Here is a 17450-nt window from a genome sequence, read left to right as displayed (position 1 = left end):
GTTCAGATCGGCTTGAAATGCTCGAAGGGTTCGCGGCAGCTCATGCAGCGGTAAAGCGACTTGCAGGCTGTCGAACCGAAAGCGCTCAGACGTTCGGTCTGCAAGCTGCCGCAGCGCGGGCAGGCCAGGCGTTGCCCCGAAGGCGACCGACCCACAAAGTGCATGGGCACCCCTTCGCTGAGATCCACCGGGCCCGGCGGGGCAATGCCGTAGTCGAGCAGTTTCTGCCGCCCTTGTTCGCTGATCCAGTCCGTGGTCCAGGCCGGGGCGCGGCGCATCGTGACACGCGCCGGGCCCAGGCCGGCCGCGGCCACCGCCGCCAGCACGTTCTGCTCGATCAGCTCGGTGGCAGGGCAGCCCGAGTAGGTGGGCGTGAGCACAATCTCCAGCCCATCCTCATGGGCCAGCACCTCGCGCACCAGGCCCAGGTCGACCACCGACAACGCGGGCACCTCGGGGTCGAGCACGGTGCCCAGCACCTGCCAGACCGGTGCCAAGATGCCGCTGGTGGGGACCACGGCAGCCTGGTTCACCACACGCCCCCGGGGAAGGCGCGCTGCAGGTACTGCATTTCAGCCAGGATGAAACCCATGTGCTCAGAGTGCACACCACGCCGGCCTGTGCTGCGGTACACCGAATCGGCGGGCACCGGCAGCTTCACAGCAGCCAGCAGCGCCGTCATCTCGGCACGCCAATCGGCCTGCAGCTCGGACCACTTCGGGCCCAGGCCACTGGCCGCGGCCTGCTCGTCAATGGCGTCGTCTTCAAACAGCTCGGCGCTGTAGCGCCACAGTTGGGCCAAAGCGGCCTTCAGGCGCCGGGCCGACTCGTCTGTGCCGTCACCCAGGCGCACCACCCAGTCGCAGGCGTGCTGCTGGTGGTAGCGCGACTCCTTCAGGGCCTTGCCGGCAATGGCGGCCAGCTCGGCATCGCTGGAGGCCGACAGGCGCTGCCACATCAGCTTCAAAAACGTGGCCACCATGGCATTGCGCAGCACGGTGAAGGCGAAGTCGCCGCGCGGCAGCTCGACCAGGGTGGGGTTGAGGTAATCGCGCTCGTCGCGCAAAAAGGCCAGTTGGTCTTCATCATGACCCAGGCCGCTGATCTGGCCCGCATGGGTCAGCAGCGCACGGGCCTGGCCGATCAGGTCGAGCGACATGTTGGTCAGCGCGATGTCTTCTTCGAGCACCGGCGCATGACCGCACCATTCGGCGATGCGCTGGCCCAGGATCAGGCAGGTGTCGCCCAGGCGCAGCACGTACTGGGTGGCCGCATCGCGGCCGGGTTGGATGGTGGCTTGCATGGCGCGGCTCACATGTGGTTCACGGATTCGGGCAACTGATAGAAGGTGGGGTGGCGGTACACCTTGTCTTCCATCGGGTCGAAGAACATGCCCTTGTCGCCGGGGTCGCTGGCCACGATCTGGTCCGAGCGCACCACCCACACGCTGGTGCCTTCCTGGCGCCGGGTGTAGACGTCGCGTGCCAGCTGGATCGCCATCTTGCTGTCGGCGGCGTGCAGGCTGCCGCAATGCTTGTGGTCCAGGCCGGCCTTGGCGCGGACAAACACTTCCCACAGGGGCCATTCGTTCTGGGTTGTCATGGAGGTCTCCTTGTCTTGCTTGAATCAGGCAGCCTGTTGCTGCGGGGTGTGCTTGGCGGCGTGTGCGAGGGCGGCTTCGCGCACCCAGGCACCGTCTTCCCAGGCCTTGACGCGGGCGCCCAGGCGCTCTTGGTTGCAGGGGCCGTCACCGCCCACGACACGCCAGAACTCGCTCCAGTCGATGGTGCCGAAGTCGTAGTGCTGGCGGGCTTCGTTCCACTTCAGGTCGGGGTCGGGCAGGGTCACGCCCAGCACCTTGGCCTGCTCGACGGTGGCGTCGACAAACTTCTGGCGCAGCTCGTCGTTGCTGACGCGTTTGATGCCCCAGCGCATCGACTGCGCGCTGTTGGGTGACTGGTCATCGGGCGGGCCGAACATCATCAGGCAGGGCCACCACCAGCGGTTGACCGAGTCCTGCACCATGGCGCGCTGGGCCTCGGTGCCGTTTTGCATCATGGTCAGCAGGGCGTCGTAGCCCTGACGCTGGTGAAAGCTCTCTTCGCGGCAGATGCGGATCATGGCGCGGGCGTAGGGGGCGAAGGAGCAGCGGCAGATCGGCACCTGGTTCATGATGGCCGCGCCATCGACCAGCCAGCCGATGGTGCCCATGTCGGCCCAGTTCAGCGTCGGGTAGTTGAAGATCGAGCTGTACTTGGCCTTGCCCGTGTGCAGGGCATCCAGCAGTTCGTCGCGCGACACGCCCAGGGTCTCGGCCGCCGCATACAGGTACAGGCCGTGCCCCCCCTCGTCCTGGATCTTGGCCAGCAGGATGGCCTTGCGCTTGAGTGTCGGCGCACGGGTGACCCAGTTGCCCTCGGGCAGCATGCCGACGATCTCGGAGTGAGCGTGCTGGCTGATCTGGCGCACCAGGGTCTTGCGGTAGTGCTCGGGCATCCAGTCTTTGGCCTCGATGAAGTCGCCATCATCGATGCGGGCCTCGAAGCGCTCTTCGAGCAGGGCCTCCTCGGCAGAGCGGACCACTTTGGGCCCGTCACCGGGCTCGCGGGCCATGGTGTCCATTGCTTGGGTGTACATGGTGGAGTTCCTCTTTTTGAAAGTGGCCTCAACGGGGCCGGGTATCGATCACACGCCGGGCCTTGCCGGTGAGCGTGCGTTCGATGGTTTCGGGTTCCTGCACCTGGACGCGGGTCGAGATGCCGACCAGGGTCTTGATGCGGTGCTTGAGCCAGTCGGCGATCTCCTTGAGCTCGACGGCGCTGAGCGGGCCAGCGGCGGGTTGCAGCTCGCAGCGCACCTCGACCTCATCGAGGTTGCCGTCGCGCTTGACCAGGATCTGGTACTGACCCGAGAGCTTGGCGTGCTGCAGCACGATCTCTTCGATCTGGGTCGGGAACACGTTGACGCCACGGATGATCAGCATGTCGTCGCTGCGGCCGACGATCTTGCCCATGCGGCGGAAGGCACGCGAGGTGGGCGGCAGCAGGCGGGTCAGGTCGCGGGTGCGGTAGCGGATGATGGGCAGCGCCTCTTTGCTCAGCGAGGTGAACACCAGTTCACCCTCGGCACCGTCGGGCAGCACCTCGCCGGTCAGCGGGTCGATGATCTCGGGGTAGAAATGGTCTTCCCAGATCACCGGGCCGTCCTTGCTCTCGATGCATTCGCAGGCCACGCCGGGGCCCATGACTTCGGACAGGCCATAGATGTCGACCGCGTCGATGCCGGCCTTGGTCTCGATGTCGCGGCGCATCGCCTCGGTCCAGGGTTCGGCCCCGAAGATACCCACCTTGAGCGAGCTGGCCGCGGCGTCCAGGCCCTGGCGCGCAAACTCTTCGATGATCACCTGCATGTAGCTGGGCGTGACCATGATGATGTCGGGCTTGAAGTCGGTGATCAGTTGCACCTGCTTCTCGGTCTGACCACCCGACATCGGGATCACCGTGCAGCCCAGGCGCTCGGCGCCGTAATGAGCGCCCAGGCCGCCCGTGAACAGGCCATAGCCATAGGCCACATGCACCGTGTCCCCCCGGCGGCCGCCGGCCGCACGGATCGAGCGCGCCACCAGGTCAGCCCAGGTGTCGATGTCATTCTTGGTGTAGCCCACCACGGTCGGCTTGCCGGTGGTGCCCGACGACGCGTGAATGCGGGACACCTGCTCACGGGGCACGGCAAACAGGCCGAAGGGGTAGTTGTCGCGCAAATCGGTCTTGACCGTGAAGGGGAACTTGCTCAGGTCACTGAGTTGCTTCAGGTCATCGGGGTGCACGCCCTTGGCATCGAAGGCCTTTTTGTAATGCGGCACGTTGTCGTAGGCGCGCTGCAGCGTGGTGCGCAAGCGGCTCAGTTGCAGGGCAGCGATCTCGTCGCGGCTAGCGGTCTCGATCGGGTCGAGCTCTCCGGGGGCGGGGGTCTTGGCGGTCATGTGGGTCTCTCCTGATACTTCAGCCAGCGACAGCCGGCTTGCCTTTGAGGGTGTAGGAACGCCCGCGGAACACCGCGATGCGCTCACCGTTCTGGTTGCTCACTTCTACGTCGTAGACGCCGGTGCGGCCGGCCTTGGACACCTCGGTGGCTCGGGCCGTCAACACGTCGCCAGCGCGGGCCGGGGCCATGAAGTCGACGCTGAAGCCCGAAGCCACCGTGAGTTCGTTGTATGAATTGCAGGCAAACGCGAAGGTCGAGTCGGCCAGGGTGGAAATGAGCCCGCCGTGACAGGTCTTGTGGCCGTTGAGCATGTCTTCACGTACGGTCATGCTGAGCACGGCGCCACCGGGTGTCACTTCGTGGATCTGCATGCCAAAGCCCAGGGTGACGTTGTCGTTGGCCAGCATGCCCACGCGCACCAGGTCGGCCGTTTGTTGAGGGGTGAGTTCAGACATGGTGGGCTCAACGATCGGTGAAGACGGGGGCGCGGCGCTGGCCAAAGGCGGCCACACCTTCCAGGTAATCGTGGGCAGCGCCCAGCTGGCTTTGCAGGCGGGCCTCCAGGGCCAGCGCGCCATCGAGCGAAAGGCCTTGCGCCTCATCCAGGGCCTGACGGGTGGCCACCAGCGCGCGTGATGGCTGGACAGCCAGGCGCTCGGCCAGGGTCTGGGCCTCAGCGGCCAGAGCCTCATCGTCGACACAGCGCCAGATCAGGCCCATCTGCTCCGCCTCGGGGGCCGGCAGCTTGTCGCCCAGCAGGGTCAAGCCCAAGGCCTTGCCGCGGCCCACCAGGCGCGGCAACAGCCAGGTGCCCCCGGTGTCGGGCACCAGGCCGATCTTGCTGAAGGCCTGAATGAAGCTGGCCGAACGTGCGGCCAGCACCAGGTCGCAGTTCAGTGCCAGGTTGGCACCCGCACCGGCGGCCACGCCATTGACCGCCGCCACCACTGGCACCGGCAGACTGCGCAGGCGCTGCACCAGGGGACGGTAGAAGCGTTCAATCACCTGACCCAGGTCTTTGGGCGCCGCACCGGGCGTGGTGTCGGGGGCCACGCTGGGGTCGGCCAGGTCCTGCCCGGCGCAGAAGCCTCGCCCCGCGCCCGTCAGCACCACACAACGCACACTGGCGTCGGCGGCCACTGCATCGAGGGCGGCCAGCAACTGGGCATGCATTTCGCCAGTGAAGCTGTTCAGAGCCTGCGGGCGGTTCAGCGTCAGGGTCCGGACCGCACCGCTCTGGTGGGTCAGGATCAGGTCGTCGCTCATCGTGTCTCCTTGGGTGGGGGTGAGCCCCGTCTTGGCGAGGGCGTCCAGTCATTGCTTGCGCTGGCTCAAATCTATGTTTGACCGTCCAGTCGGTCGATAATACTATCGGGACTCTTTCTGATGCAAGTCAAAACCCCCGGTGGAAACCCTAGGCCCTGCCCAGACGAACCGCCCAGATTCCAAGGAGACCCTTTCATGCCCTGCTACGCGATCGACGGTGTTGTCCCTGTCATCCACCCCAGTGCCTATGTGCACCCCACGGCCGTACTGATCGGCGATGTGATCGTGGGCCCCGACTGTTACGTGGGGCCCTGTGCCGCGTTGCGTGGTGACTTCGGGCGCATCGTGTTGCACCGCGGCGCCAACGTCCAGGACACCTGCGTGGTCCATGGCTTTCCCAATCAGGACACTGTCGTCGAGGAAAACGGCCACATCGGCCACGGCGCCGTGCTGCACAGCTGTGTGGTGCGACGCGACGCCCTGGTGGGCATGAACGCGGTGGTGATGGACGAGGCCGAGATCGGCGAACAATCCATCGTGGCGGCCAGTGCCTTCGTGCCGGCCGGCACCAAGGTGCCTGCGCGCACCCTGATGGCAGGTGTGCCAGCCAAGGCCCTGCGCCCCTTGCGTGACGAAGAGATCGCCTGGAAGCTCGAAGGCACGCGCACTTACCAGGCCTTGACCCGCCGCTGCCTGGCCTCGATGGTCGAGGTCAGCCCTCTGACGGAACCCGAGGCCCAGCGCCCTCGCCTGCCGGCCACCGACGTGCACTCGCTGATCGCTACCCGGCGCCAGGAGGCCCCACCGGCTGTCTGATTCAAAGGGGCTTGAGCCCTGCCCTTTCAAGCCCCAGAACGAGCACATACGGCGCCTAGATGCCGATGATCGGCTCAGTGAATACCGTCTAACACTGGTCGTCAACCGATCATCAAAGTCATCGCCACTCGTCGCCCAACGGCGGCTGACAAGCCCGCGACAGCGGCTTGCAAACACTTACAGACCCGTCTGCACCGCTCCCGTGATGCTAGGCGGCGCCTCGCCCGCACGGCCCCGATGTTGGGCCGGGGGCCGCGCCGCGACGACATCACAACAAGGAGACAAGCATGACCCCTGCCCCCAACCGGCCTCCCTTGACGGGCTCAGCCCCCGCTGCCGAGCTTCCTGCCGCCACAGCGGCCTTCACCCAGGCGGTGTTCCGAAAAATCAATTGGCGACTCATGCCGCTGCTGCTGATCTGCTATGCCGTGGCCTACCTCGACCGCATCAACATCGGCTATGCCCAGTTGCAGATGCGGCAGACCCTCGACTTCAGCGATGCGGTGTACGGCCTGGGCGCCGGCATCTTCTTCATCGGCTACCTGCTGTTCGAGGTGCCCAGCAACCTGATGCTCGAAAAGATCGGCGCCCGCAAGACCCTGCTGCGCATCATGGTGTGCTGGGGCGTGGTGGCCGCGGCCATGGCCTTTGTCAGCACGCCAACCCAGTTCTACGTGGCGCGTTTTCTGCTGGGGGCATTCGAGGCCGGCTTCTTTCCCGGCATCATCCTGTACCTCACCTACTGGTATCCGGCCGACCGCCGCGCACGCATGATCGCGATCTTCATGTGCGCGACCACGCTGGCCGCCCTCAGCGCCGGCCCCTTGAGCGGCGCCATCATGAAATACCTCAACGGACACGGTGGACTGGCTGGCTGGCAATGGCTGTTCCTGGTCGAGGGCCTACCCGCCGCGGTGCTCGGGGTGGTGGCCTTTGTGGTGCTGCGCGACACACCCGAGCAGGCGCCCTGGCTCAACGAGGCTGAAAAGCGCTGTGTGCGTGAGGCCATGGCCCGCTCGTCCAGCACCGTGGGCAGCGCCGCGCACGGCTCGCTGCGCCACATGTTGGCCGACCCGCGCATTTACCTGCTGTCGCTCGCCTACACCTGCCTGCTGGCCAGCACCATGGGCCTGACCTTCATGGCCCCCTCGCTGATCCGCTCCTGGGGCGTGCAAGACCTCGTGGAGATCGGTTGGTACACCGGGCTGCCCAACCTGCTGGGCCTGGTCGGCATGATCGTGATCGGCGGGCACAGCGACCGCCACGGCGAAAGGCGCTGGCACTATGCCTTCTGCATCGCACTGGCCATGCTGGGGGTCGGCCTGAGCACCCTGGTGGAGGGCTCGCCCCTGCTCAAGATGTCGGTGATGGCGGTCAGCTACATCGGCATCGCCGGCGCCACGCCGCTGTTCTTCACCAGCGTGACCGAGTACCTGCCCAAATCAGTGGCCGCTGGCGGCATCGCGCTGATCAGCAGCCTGGGCAACCTGGGCCCGGCCGCCAGCCCCAGTGTGATGGCCTACCTCAACACGCAGTCCGGAGGCATGACCCACAGCCTGTACTTCGTGATCCTGAGTTGGCTGGCCTCGGGGGTGCTGCTGACACTCACCCTGCGCGCACCGGGCGCCAAGGCACCGGTGCCAGCCACGGCCTGACCGAGGCCCTCAGGCCACGCTGTCAGCGCCTTGACACTGGCACGCCGCGCCGCAGCGCGGCTCGTCGGCGACGTGTTCTTCGGGCACGGCCTCCGGCGGAGCCGCAGAAGCGGCAAGCGGCAGCGCTGCGGGTGCGGCAGCCGAGGCGGGTGCGGCGGCGGCGGCCTGGGGCCCAAAACGCTCCAGCGCCCAATCCACCAGCGCGGCCAGGGCCGGCGACTCGGTTTCGTCGCAGCGCAGCAGCAGACCCAGCGGCTCCACCCCCAGGTTCAGGCCGGGCAGCACGGCCACCAGGCGCCCAGCCGCCAGGTCATCGGCCACCAGGGCCTGCGGCAGCACCGCAATGCCTGCCCCGTGGAGAGCCAGTGCATGCAGGGCCAGCGCATTGTTGGCCTGCACCACCACACGCGGCGCCAAGGGGGCCTCTGCATCGGCATCGGCATCGGCCTCTGTCTCGAAACAGTCTTCGTGCCCACTGAAGGGGCCATCCCAGTCCTCGTCCTCGTCCTCCTGCCAGCAGGCCGGTGCCTCGGACAAGTGCGCGTCATCCCGTTCGTCTTCGCTCAGCTCCTCGGAGGTCAGGAAGCCCAGGCATTGATGCCGCACCAGTTCCTCGGCACGCTCGGGGCAGCCCTGGCGTTCCAGATAAACCGGTGAAGCCACCATGCTGAGTACCTGCTCACTCAGAGGTAAGCATTCGATACGCGAATGGTCCAGGGGCTCGCCACGGTGAAAGACCAGATCAAAGTCATCGTCCACCGGATTGGCGGCACGATCGTCCAACACCAGCGACAGCTGTACCTTGGGATAGGCCTGCAGGAAGCCGGCCAGGGCCGGCGCCAGGTCACGGGTGCCGAACAGCACCGGAGCGTGCACGCGCAATGACCCGCTGGCCTGCCGGGCCGTGGCCTGCAAGCCAGCCTCGGCACCCCGAACCATTTCGAGGATGCTGCGGCATTGCTGGTGGTAGGCAGCGCCCGCCGCGGTCAGGCGCTGCCAACGGCCATGGCGCTCGAACAGGGGCGTGCCCAGTTGTTCTTCCAAAGACTGGATCTGTTGGCCGATCAAGGCCGGCTGGAGCTCAAGGGCTCTTGCAGCGGCCGCCATGCTGCCGGTCTCCACCGTGGCAACAAAGACGGCCATGCTCTGAAATCGATCCATGTGTGCAATGCGTCATTTTTTTGTGAGGCGCTGATGGTAGGCGATTTGAGTGGCACAGCCGCCCGAGCCAGGGGGCGAGCAAGCGGACTGAACCACAAGAAAGCGGTTCACCGAGCCCCTTGAAGTGCCAGCAAGTACGAAATTCATCTATTTATTGATAAAAACACCACGCTACCGCTCAAGCTTTCATAACAACCCGCCTGGTTCAACGCGAAGCCGGGGCCTGCGCCCGCAGTCCGGCGCCGCGCACCTCCAGTCGGATCTCATCGAGCACCTGCCCTTGTGCATTGGTGAGTTGCATCCGATGCCGTCCAGGCCAGGGCAACCAGGACCACACCGGGCCCCGCCCGACGGGCTGGTCATCCAGGCGCCAGCGCAGGTCGGCTTCGGCGCCGTCCGCCGATGCGACGGCGGTGGCACGAAAGTTCAGCCGTTGATGGGCCGGCGGAATGTCCGGGTCCAAGGCCACGATGGTGCCCGTGGCCGGCTCGGCAATGCGGGCCTCCAGCACAGGGGGCGCCGCCGCGGGGCTGCGCCGCCGACGCTCGGCGGTCTGCCCAGAGACCGTCGGGTGGCCAGCAGGCCGGTCCACTGCCGAAGGCGCCCGCGCCTGGAACACCGCCTGCTCGGTGCCGGCCAGAAACCATTCGCGGCGTGGCGCCTCCAGCCAGGCCGACGAGCCGCCCCAGGCCGCGTCGTCGCGCCCCTCGGCCCGGACCTGGGCAAAACGCACCTCGACCTGCACCAGGCCGGGCGGCGGCTTGGCCGGCAGGCTGGACTGGCGGGCGTGCAGAAAGTTCATCACCTCGGCCCACACCGGCGCGGCGCCGGTGGTGCCGCTGACATCATGCATGGGCTTGCCGCTGGCATTGCCCACCCACACCCCCACGGTGTAGCGCTGCGACCAGCCCACAGCCCAGTTGTCGCGCATGTCCTTGCTGGTGCCGGTCTTGACCGCGCTCCAGAAGCGGGTGGCCAGCACGCTGTCGGTACCGAAGGTGCGGGCCCGGGCGTTGGGATCGCTCAGGATGTCGCCCACCAGCCAGGCCGCCGCGGGGTCCAGCGCGCGGCGCGAGGGCCTGCTGACGGGTGCGACGGGTAAGCCCGGCAGCACAGGCGATGCCAGCTCGCCGGCCTGGCCCGCGTTGGCCAAGGTGCGGTAGGCATTGCTCAGATCCAGCAGGGGCAGTTCCGGGCTGCCCAGGGCCAGGCTGTAGCCGTAGTAATCGCCGCTTTCACGCAGCGGCAGGCCGGCTGCGCGCAATTGGCGGTGCAGCGCATCGGGCGACACCAGGGCCAGCACGCGCACCGCCGGGACGTTGAGCGAGGCGGCCAGCGCGCTGCGCGCCGAGACCCAGCCCTTGAAGTGGTGATCGTAGTTCTGCGGGATGTACAGCCCGCCCGGCGTGGGGATGTAGGCCGGCGAATCATCGAGCAGCGAGGCCGCAGTCAAACGCCGTTCGGCCAGGGCCTGGGCATACAGAAAAGGCTTGAGGGTGGAGCCCACCTGGCGCCGCGCCAGCACACCGTCCACCTCACGGGCCCGGCTCAGCGCCCCCGACGAGCCCACCCAGGCCAGCACCTCGCCACTGGCGTTGTCCAGCACCACCAGGGCGCCGTCTTCGACATGGCGGCCAGCCAGCTCGCTCAGATGGCGTTGCAGGGTCTGCACCGCAAAGCGCTGCAAGGGGGCCCGCACGGTGCTGCGCACGCTGGCCAGGCCGCGCCCGCCCGCGGGCAGACGCTTCAGTACCCGGCGCGCCCAGTGCGGGGCCACGCCGCTGCTGCCCTCCAACGCGCGGCGCTGCAAGGCCCCGGCCACCAGCAGGTCAAGGGCCTCGCAATCTGGCTTGTCTGGCTTGAGCGCTGCCTGCACCGCCCCCAACACACCGCAGGCGCGGCGGGCCACCTGGGCCTCGGGCGCATTGGGGGCGCGCACCAACGCCGTGGCGATGGCGGCTTCGCGCAGGTCCAGGCCCTGCGCGGCCTTGCCGAACAGGGTGCGCGACAGGGCGTCGATGCCCACCAACTCGCCCCGAAACGGCAGCAGGTTCAGGTAGGCCTCCAGGATCTGGTCTTTGCGCCAACGCCGCTCCAGCACCTGGGCGGCCACCGTCTGCCCCAGCTTTTGCACCACGCTGCGCCCACCGCTGCGCTGCCGCCAATCACCATCGAGCAGGCCGGCCAGCTGCATGGTCACGGTGGAGGCCCCGCGGGTGCGGCCGTGCCACAGCTGCCCCCAGGCGGCCGCCGAAACGGCCGGCCAGTCCACCCCGCTGTGCTCGTAAAAACGCTTGTCTTCGCTGAGCAACAGGGCCGTGCGCAGCGCAGGCGACACATCTTCCAGGGCGATCCAGGGGCCCCGGCGCACCGAGGGGTCGGTGCGCACGGTCTGCAAGGGCTCACCGTCGCGGTCCAGCACCAGCAGGTCGCTGGGGCGATGGCTTTGCCGCACCTCCTCAAAGCTGGGCAAGGCCAGGGCGGCCGTCGTGGTCAGCAGCAAGACCCCGCTCAGGGCCCGGCGCAGCAGGCCCCTCATGGGGTGGGTTCCACCTTCAGCACCTCGTTCGGAGCCTCGCCAAACATCTCGGGCGCGTACAGGGCCTCCACGCGGCTGGGCGGCAGGGCAAAGCGCCCCACGTTGTTCAGGCGCAGCGTGTAGTCCAGCTTGATCGTGCCCTTGGGCAGGTACTCGTAATAGCTGCGGAAGGCCTCGAAGCTGCGCTCTTCAAAGGCCGGCCAGGCATTGCCCTGCCGCCTTTCACCCTGGGTGGCGATCTCGGAATCGCGCCCCAGACCGCTGCCCAGCACGGTGGCCCCAGCGGGCACCGGGTCGCTCAGCACCACCCAGCTCATGTCGGCGCTGGCCGTCACCTCCAGCGTGACCCGCAGCACATCGCTGCGGCTGTAACGGCCTTTGACGGCCTGCTCCAGGGGCGTGACGGTCTTGCGGATCTGGTAGCCGGCGTTGACCGGGGCCTTGAGCGGCACGGCCGCCAGGGCTTGCACCGTGAGCCAGGGCTTGCCGCTACCCGCCTGGCTGACCGCCAGCGCAGCCTGGGCGCCCTTGGTGCCCTCTGCCGGCCAGGGCAGCTCCAGGGTGTTGTTGCGCCAGCCGCCCGGCGCCGCGGGGGCCCCGAAGGCCGTGGTCTGGTGGGGCGCACCGGCGCTGTCAGCAGGCTTGGCCCGTTCGACCCGGGCCCAGTCCACGTTGCCGCTGGCGGGGCCCAGGCTGGCCCGGGTGCTGCCGGTGACCGGAGCGGTCTCGAATCGGGCCGAGAACTTCTCCAGCGCCAGGCCGCCCCACAGATTGGCGGTGGTGGTGCGCCAGGCGCCGTTCTGCTGACGGCCGATGAAGCCGGCGGCCAGGCGCCCTAGATCGTCCTTCCAGGCCGGGTCGTCCTGCACGGCCAGCAAGAGCCGGGCGGCGTTCACGTCGCCGTTTTGCATCATCCACCACCAGGCATCGTCGGCCTCCGTGCTGAACACCACCTTGCTGCCCTGGTAGGACAGGCGGGCACGCAACACCTGGCTGGCCTCGGCCAGGCGCTGCTCGCGCTGCGGGATGTCTTTCACGCGGCGCAGGATGTTGAACCAATCGATGACGGTGTGGGTGGGCCACTGGTTGGGGGCCACGGTCACGCTGCCCAGCAGCCGTGCCGGGGCCAGGCCGTAGCGCGACAAGGCCTCGATGGCGGCGATCTTGCGCATGTCCAGGTCCTTGCGCGGGCTCCAGAAATCACGGCTGATGCGCCCCTCGACAAAGGCGGTCAGACCGCGGGCCAGGGCGTCGCGCAGCGCGTCGGGCAGCGCAAAGGCGGGGTTCAGCCCGGCGGCCTCATCGGTGGCTGCCAGCAGGTAGGCGCTGAGCACATCGCTGCCACGCTGGGCATCGCCATCGCGCGGCGGAAAGTAGCTGGCCAGGCCGTCGCTGTCGAGGTAGCCAGGCATCTGGGCCAGCACGGTCTGCCACAGGCGGGCATCACGCAGGCCCACGGCCTTGCTGGTCTTCTGCTCCAGGCAGATGAAGGGGTAGTTCGCAAACCAGTCCCGCACACCGGGCAAGCCGTCGGCCAGCCGTGGCTGCAAGGCCAGCTTGAGGCCGCCGCGGCCCGGCAGGGCCCCGGCCGGCAAGGCCACGTCCAGGCTGTAGGGCCCGTCGAGTTGCACCAGGGTGGCCTGGCGCACCGTGAGCGGGGTGACCGGGATCAGGCGCTGGCTGGCCTTCAAGGCGTCTCGGGCGCCGCTGAGGCTGTCCTTGGCCTCGATCTCCCACAGCAGGGCCTGGGCGCGGGTCTGGCCCAGTTGTGCAGGGGCCGTCACCGTCCAGGCCACTTCGCGCGCCTCGCCAGGCGGGATGTCCAGGGACTGAGGCGGCGGTGCCAGCAAGGTGGCGCGTGCGCTGACCTGCACCTTCATGGGCTTGGCCGTGGTGTTGCGCAGGGTGAACTGGGCGCGGAACTGGTCGTCCTCACGCACCAGCGGCGGCAAGCCACTGATGATCTGCAGGTCTTGCGTGACGCGGATCGCCGCCTGGCCAGTGCCGAACAGGCCAGCGCCAGCATCGGCCACCGCCACCACCTGGAAGGTGGTGATGGCGTCGTTCAGCGGTACCTTGAGCGTGGCCTGGCCCTGCGCATCGAGCTGCACCCGCGGCTGCCACAGCAGCAGGGTGTCCAGCAGTTCGCGCGTGTTGCTGCGCCCCCCACCGCCGCCCGCCGCCACCGCCTTGCGGCCGTAGTGGCGCCGGCCCACGATCTCCATCTGGGCCGTGGACGTCTCCACCCCCCAGGCGCGACGCTGCAGCATGGCGTCCAGCACGTTCCAGCTGGTGTTGGGCATCAGCTCCAGCAGGGCCTGGTCCACCACGGCCACGGCGACTTCGGCGTTGGCTGCGGGCCGGCCATCCGGCAACGTGGCGCGCAGCGTCACCTGGGCCTGGCCACGCACCCCGTAGCCGGCCTTGTCGGTGCCCACCTTCACATCGATGCGATGGGCCGCCGTGCCCACCCGCAGTTCGGCCAGGCCCAGGCGGAAGGCGGGTTTGCTGAGATCGACCAGGGCCGAAGGGGCCACGTACTCGCGGCCCTCGAACCAGAACGCGGTCCACCACTCGCGCGGGGCCTTGTAGCCCCAGGAGAAAAAGCTGTACCAGGGCACCTCGCGCAGGCGCCCGCGCAGGGCCAGCACGCTCACATAGACATTCGGGCCCCAGCCCGGCTGCACTTTGAGCTGCACCGTCGGGTCCTGCCCATTGAGCTGCACCACCTCGGAGTGCAAGACCCCCTCACGCTCGACCGACACCAGGGCAGTGGCATAGCGGAAGGGCATGCGCACTTGCAAGCGTGCGGTCTCGCCGGGCTGGTAGCTCTTCTTTTCGGGCAGCACATCGATGCGGTCGTGGTTGTCGCCACCAAACCACAACTCGCCCTGGCGCGTGATCCACACCGTGCCGGCGGCCTGGGCCTCGTGGCCCTGGCCGTCCTTGGCGGTCACCACCAGCTCGATCTCGCCAGCCTCGCGCAGCGTGGTCTCGCACAACAGCAGGCCCCGGCCGTCACTGCGCCCACTGCATACCGTGCCCAGCTCCTGGCGGCTGCTCTGGTTGTCATAGGCATAAAAGCCACCCACCATGCGTTTGCGGCTGGTGGTGGTGCGGCGCGCCACGGCACGCACCTCCAGTGGCACATCGGCCTGGGCCCGGCCGGCCGTGTTCAGTGCCAGGGCCTGGAAGCGCAGGGTCTGGCCGCTGGCCACCCAGCCTTCGGTCTTGAGGCCCGGCACCACCGCCGCCGGCCACAACACCTGCTGGCTGCGCAGGGTCTGCACCTCGCCGTTGGGGTCGGCGTAGCGCGCCTCCAGCAGCAGGTCCTGGGCCTGGCGCGAGGCAGGCAGCTCGGGCAGGGTCAGTCGCCCACTGCCCTGGCGATCCAGCAACAACGGCAGCTTGTCGGCCACCACCCGCTGGTCCTGGGCGGCTTGGGGTTGTTCTTCGTCCGCCTGCTCGCTGGCCACCTGGGGCCCGCGCGGCGGGTTGAAGCTGAAATCGTCGTAATCGGCAAAGGCCGTGGCGTGCGGGCGCACCAGCGCCGACACCCGCACCGGCAACTGGGCCGCCGGCCCGCCCGAAACGTAGCTGATCTGTACCTGGGTGGGCAGGCTGTCCAGGTGGACCAGCGGGCCCTTGCCCACGGGGCCGATCTGGCCTTGCAATACCGGCAGCCGGAACTCTTCCACCCGGAACTGCCCACTTGGCTGACCATTGAGGCTCACGCTGTAGACCCCCAGCTTGGCCGCGGGGGGAATGGCGAACTCGCTCTCGGCACTGAAGCCGCCGCTGGCTGTCTGGCGCCAATGCAGGGGCAGGCTGAACTGCTGGCCACTGCCCTCATGGGTGATGACCACGGTGGCCGGCCCCTGGGGGGGCAAGCCCAGGCCCTGGCGGGTCTCCGTGCGCAGGAAATGCTTCATGGCCACCGTCTCGCCGGCCCGCAACAGCATGCGGTCGAACACGGTGTGGGCCCGCACGTCGGCCTTCGCCTCCTGGCTGGTGGGCACATTGAAGCGCCAGGATTCGATGCCCCGGTTCCAGTCGCTCCAGGTGAAGGCCAGGTCTTCCACACCGTCGGGGCCCTTGGCACGGGCGCTGACGAAGTAGGCCTCGCGGTAGTCGGCGTCATCCGACTCTTCGCCGTCCCGGGTGCGGGGGCCGCGTTGTGGACAGGCCGGGGGCTTGGGCGCCAGGTTGCCAAAGTCGATCAGCCCCTGGGCATTGGTGCGGCCCTGGGCCAGCTCACGGCCCGCGCAGTCCGACACCCGCACCAGCGCACCGGCCACCACCGTGCCTTTGTCGAGGGTGGTGACCCAGGCCTGGGCGTTCTCACGCCCCAGCTTGAAATGCACCCCCAGGTTGGTGACCAGGGCAGAGGTGCGCACCACCATGCTGCGCCCAGGCCCGTAGCCTTCGGCCAGCAGCTTTTCGCCCAACCGGCGGGACTGGATCTCGACCACGTGGAAGCCCGGGCTCAGCGGAATGCCCACCACCTCGAAGGGGCGTGGATCGGGGCCCTCGGTCTTGGGCAGGTCCAGCGCCTTCACGCCCGCAAGGCCGTCGATCAGCGACAGCATGCGCGACTCGACCTGGCCACGGGTGTCGGGCAAGACCTCTTTGGGCAAGGGGCCCTTCACGTCGCGGGCCGCCCGGCTGCGGGGCACCCAGAAAGCGTCGTAGGCCTGCACCTTGCGGTACCAGGCAATGATGTCAGCGTCGTTCTTCGGCTGCAGATCACGCACCTGGCCCGGGCTCAGGCCCTTCACTTGCAAAGCGGGTTCGACCTGGCGCAGCGTGACCGGCAGCAAGGCCGGGCCGCCGGGCTCGGCGAGGCGCTCGATCACCCCAAACGGGGCGGCAGCAAACTTGGCCAGCGGCGGCATGGCGCCGGTGGCCACCGCCAGCGGAAAGGTGGCGGCATTGCTCAGCGGCCGCCCCGAGACATCGGCAAAGCCACCGGGCAGGGTCAATCGGTAACTCTTGCGCTCCGGGAACAGCCCGTTGAAGCTCAGTGAGGTGACCGCGCCGTCGGCGCCGTCCTCGGCCGGGTCCAGGCTGGGGCTCAGGCTGCCGCCGTCGTGCTGCAGACGCACCCCCTCGGCCAGGCGCCGCGGCACCGCCGCATTGAAGCGCAGCGTCATGGGCCGGATCGGCAGGCAGGCGGCCTGCGCGTTTTCGCGCTCACAGCTGAAACTGGCGGTGAAGGCTTCACGCACCTGGTAGCGCCAGCGTTTGCCCTGACTGCTGAGCACCCCCCCCGGGGTGGCCACGCCTTGACCGACGACCAGATCCAGCGTCGAACCGGAGGCCATCTGGCGCGGGCAACGCACCGTGTGGTAGCGCAAGGGCTCCGCGGCAGCCGCCTTGCTGAGGCCCAGTGCCTGCAACAAGGCCGTGCGATCCGGCGCGTCCAGCGGCTTCACGGGCATGCGCTCACCCAGGCCTTGCATCTCACAGCTCACCCGGGCCTGCACACTGGCCGCTGTGGCTGGGCCATTGAATTGCAAAAGAAAAAACTGCCCCTCATCGATGGGCGCATAGTTCCCGGGCCGGATGCTCTGCACAAACGGTCCACCCGTGTTGAAGCGGAAGCGGTTGCGCCCACTCAGGGCCACGCCCTTGGGCGAGGTGAAACCGGCCCGGGCCTGCAGCTCACAAGCCACGCCGGGCGGCAGGTCGCGCTCGAAATCAAACGCCCATTCGCGCTCACTGAGCCAGCGTCCGCTGCCCTTGCTGGCGGCGCTGTCGTCACAGACCAGGCTCAGGGGGGCCGACGCAGCCGGGTCACCAAAGGTGACGGCAGGCTCATCAAAGCGCGCCAGCACCTGGCGCACCTGGGCCACCTCGCCCTGGGGTGAAAGCTGGCTGATCTGCAGCGCCTGGGCGCCGCTGGCCAGCAAGACCATGCCGGCCCACAGCGCAGCTCGCGCCTGTCGCAAGGCCTTCTGTATGGGGGATTTCTTGTTCATACGCACCTCCTCGACCGGCTCTGGAGGACAAAAGCATCCCCCCGAGCC

The 17450-nt window shown here is 68.2% G+C and carries 12 protein-coding genes; 2 read left to right on the top strand and 10 right to left on the bottom strand.

The window, feature by feature from the left end; genetic code table 11:
* Positions 1-2: 2 nt before the first annotated feature.
* The 7 genes from paaD to AC3WUT_RS09070 are packed head-to-tail and all read right to left on the bottom strand — an operon-like array spanning position 3 to position 5250.
* The gene (gene paaD, locus AC3WUT_RS09100) at positions 3-536 is read right to left on the bottom strand and encodes a 1,2-phenylacetyl-CoA epoxidase subunit PaaD (RefSeq protein ID WP_492346768.1); all 534 of its coding nucleotides are present in this window, start codon (positions 534-536) and stop codon (positions 3-5) included.
* A complete protein-coding gene (gene paaC, locus AC3WUT_RS09095) occupies positions 530-1303 on the bottom strand; it encodes a 1,2-phenylacetyl-CoA epoxidase subunit PaaC (RefSeq protein ID WP_492346767.1) in 774 nt (257 codons plus the stop codon). The genes paaD and paaC overlap by 7 nt, the downstream gene beginning before the upstream one ends.
* Before the next feature lie 8 nt (positions 1304-1311).
* Positions 1312-1602, bottom strand: coding sequence for a 1,2-phenylacetyl-CoA epoxidase subunit PaaB (gene paaB, locus AC3WUT_RS09090; RefSeq protein WP_019575056.1), 291 nt, complete (start codon positions 1600-1602; stop codon positions 1312-1314).
* Between the two features lie 24 nt (positions 1603-1626).
* Positions 1627-2637 carry a 1,2-phenylacetyl-CoA epoxidase subunit PaaA gene (gene paaA, locus AC3WUT_RS09085; protein WP_492346766.1) on the bottom strand — a complete coding sequence of 337 codons (1011 nt, stop codon included), beginning with the start codon at positions 2635-2637 and terminating at the stop codon, positions 1627-1629.
* Positions 2638-2665: 28 nt separating this feature from the next.
* On the bottom strand, positions 2666-3982 hold the full coding sequence (gene paaK / locus AC3WUT_RS09080) for a phenylacetate--CoA ligase PaaK (protein ID WP_492346765.1): 1317 nt from the start codon (positions 3980-3982) through the stop codon (positions 2666-2668).
* A 19-nt stretch (positions 3983-4001) separates the two neighbouring features.
* Positions 4002-4439 carry a hydroxyphenylacetyl-CoA thioesterase PaaI gene (gene paaI / locus AC3WUT_RS09075; protein ID WP_019575059.1) on the bottom strand — a complete coding sequence of 146 codons (438 nt, stop codon included), beginning with the start codon at positions 4437-4439 and terminating at the stop codon, positions 4002-4004.
* Positions 4440-4446: 7 nt separating this feature from the next.
* Positions 4447-5250, bottom strand: coding sequence for an enoyl-CoA hydratase-related protein (locus AC3WUT_RS09070; RefSeq protein ID WP_492346764.1), 804 nt, complete (start codon positions 5248-5250; stop codon positions 4447-4449).
* Positions 5251-5445: 195 nt separating this feature from the next.
* Between AC3WUT_RS09070 and AC3WUT_RS09065 the strand changes: the two genes are divergently transcribed.
* Together AC3WUT_RS09065 and AC3WUT_RS09060 are read left to right on the top strand one after the other, a co-directional pair.
* Complete coding sequence (locus AC3WUT_RS09065; protein ID WP_492346763.1) at positions 5446-6066, top strand: phenylacetic acid degradation protein PaaY; 621 nt, start codon at positions 5446-5448, stop codon at positions 6064-6066.
* A gap of 287 nt (positions 6067-6353) precedes the next feature.
* A complete protein-coding gene (locus AC3WUT_RS09060) occupies positions 6354-7721 on the top strand; it encodes an MFS transporter (protein ID WP_492346762.1) in 1368 nt (455 codons plus the stop codon).
* Between the two features lie 9 nt (positions 7722-7730).
* Here AC3WUT_RS09060 and AC3WUT_RS09055 read toward each other — a convergent pair whose 3' ends face one another.
* The 3 genes from AC3WUT_RS09055 to AC3WUT_RS09045 form a co-directional block, all read right to left on the bottom strand.
* Positions 7731-8882, bottom strand: a complete 1152-nt coding sequence (locus AC3WUT_RS09055; RefSeq protein ID WP_492346761.1) for a LysR family transcriptional regulator — start codon at positions 8880-8882, stop codon at positions 7731-7733.
* A 205-nt stretch (positions 8883-9087) separates the two neighbouring features.
* Positions 9088-11421: a penicillin-binding protein 1C gene (pbpC, locus tag AC3WUT_RS09050; protein ID WP_492346760.1), complete on the bottom strand. Its 2334-nt coding sequence runs from the start codon at positions 11419-11421 to the stop codon at positions 9088-9090.
* Positions 11418-17402 (bottom strand): alpha-2-macroglobulin family protein, encoded by a 5985-nt coding sequence (locus AC3WUT_RS09045; RefSeq protein ID WP_492346759.1) that lies wholly within the window; start codon positions 17400-17402, stop codon positions 11418-11420. The genes pbpC and AC3WUT_RS09045 overlap by 4 nt, the downstream gene beginning before the upstream one ends.
* Positions 17403-17450: the final 48 nt, after the last annotated feature.

It is taken from the genome of Curvibacter sp. EU05-FHT14A10, from assembly GCF_058791075.1.
Note: the sequence above shows the minus strand (reverse complement) of the source record. Positions and strands in the feature narration are given on the sequence as shown.

What these genes read in the sequence shown, in the direction of transcription:
- paaC (WP_492346767.1), bottom strand. Translation starts at nt 1,303, where the DNA reads ATGCAAGCCACCATCCAACCCGGCCGCGATGCGGCCACCCAGTACGTG.
- paaB (WP_019575056.1), bottom strand. Translation starts at nt 1,602, where the DNA reads ATGACAACCCAGAACGAATGGCCCCTGTGGGAAGTGTTTGTCCGCGCC.
- paaA (WP_492346766.1), bottom strand. Translation starts at nt 2,637, where the DNA reads ATGTACACCCAAGCAATGGACACCATGGCCCGCGAGCCCGGTGACGGG.
- paaK (WP_492346765.1), bottom strand. Translation starts at nt 3,982, where the DNA reads ATGACCGCCAAGACCCCCGCCCCCGGAGAGCTCGACCCGATCGAGACC.
- paaI (WP_019575059.1), bottom strand. Translation starts at nt 4,439, where the DNA reads ATGTCTGAACTCACCCCTCAACAAACGGCCGACCTGGTGCGCGTGGGC.
- AC3WUT_RS09070 (WP_492346764.1), bottom strand. Translation starts at nt 5,250, where the DNA reads ATGAGCGACGACCTGATCCTGACCCACCAGAGCGGTGCGGTCCGGACC.
- AC3WUT_RS09065 (WP_492346763.1), top strand. Translation starts at nt 5,446, where the DNA reads ATGCCCTGCTACGCGATCGACGGTGTTGTCCCTGTCATCCACCCCAGT.
- AC3WUT_RS09060 (WP_492346762.1), top strand. Translation starts at nt 6,354, where the DNA reads ATGACCCCTGCCCCCAACCGGCCTCCCTTGACGGGCTCAGCCCCCGCT.
- AC3WUT_RS09055 (WP_492346761.1), bottom strand. Translation starts at nt 8,882, where the DNA reads ATGGATCGATTTCAGAGCATGGCCGTCTTTGTTGCCACGGTGGAGACC.
- pbpC (WP_492346760.1), bottom strand. Translation starts at nt 11,421, where the DNA reads ATGAGGGGCCTGCTGCGCCGGGCCCTGAGCGGGGTCTTGCTGCTGACC.
- AC3WUT_RS09045 (WP_492346759.1), bottom strand. Translation starts at nt 17,402, where the DNA reads ATGAACAAGAAATCCCCCATACAGAAGGCCTTGCGACAGGCGCGAGCT.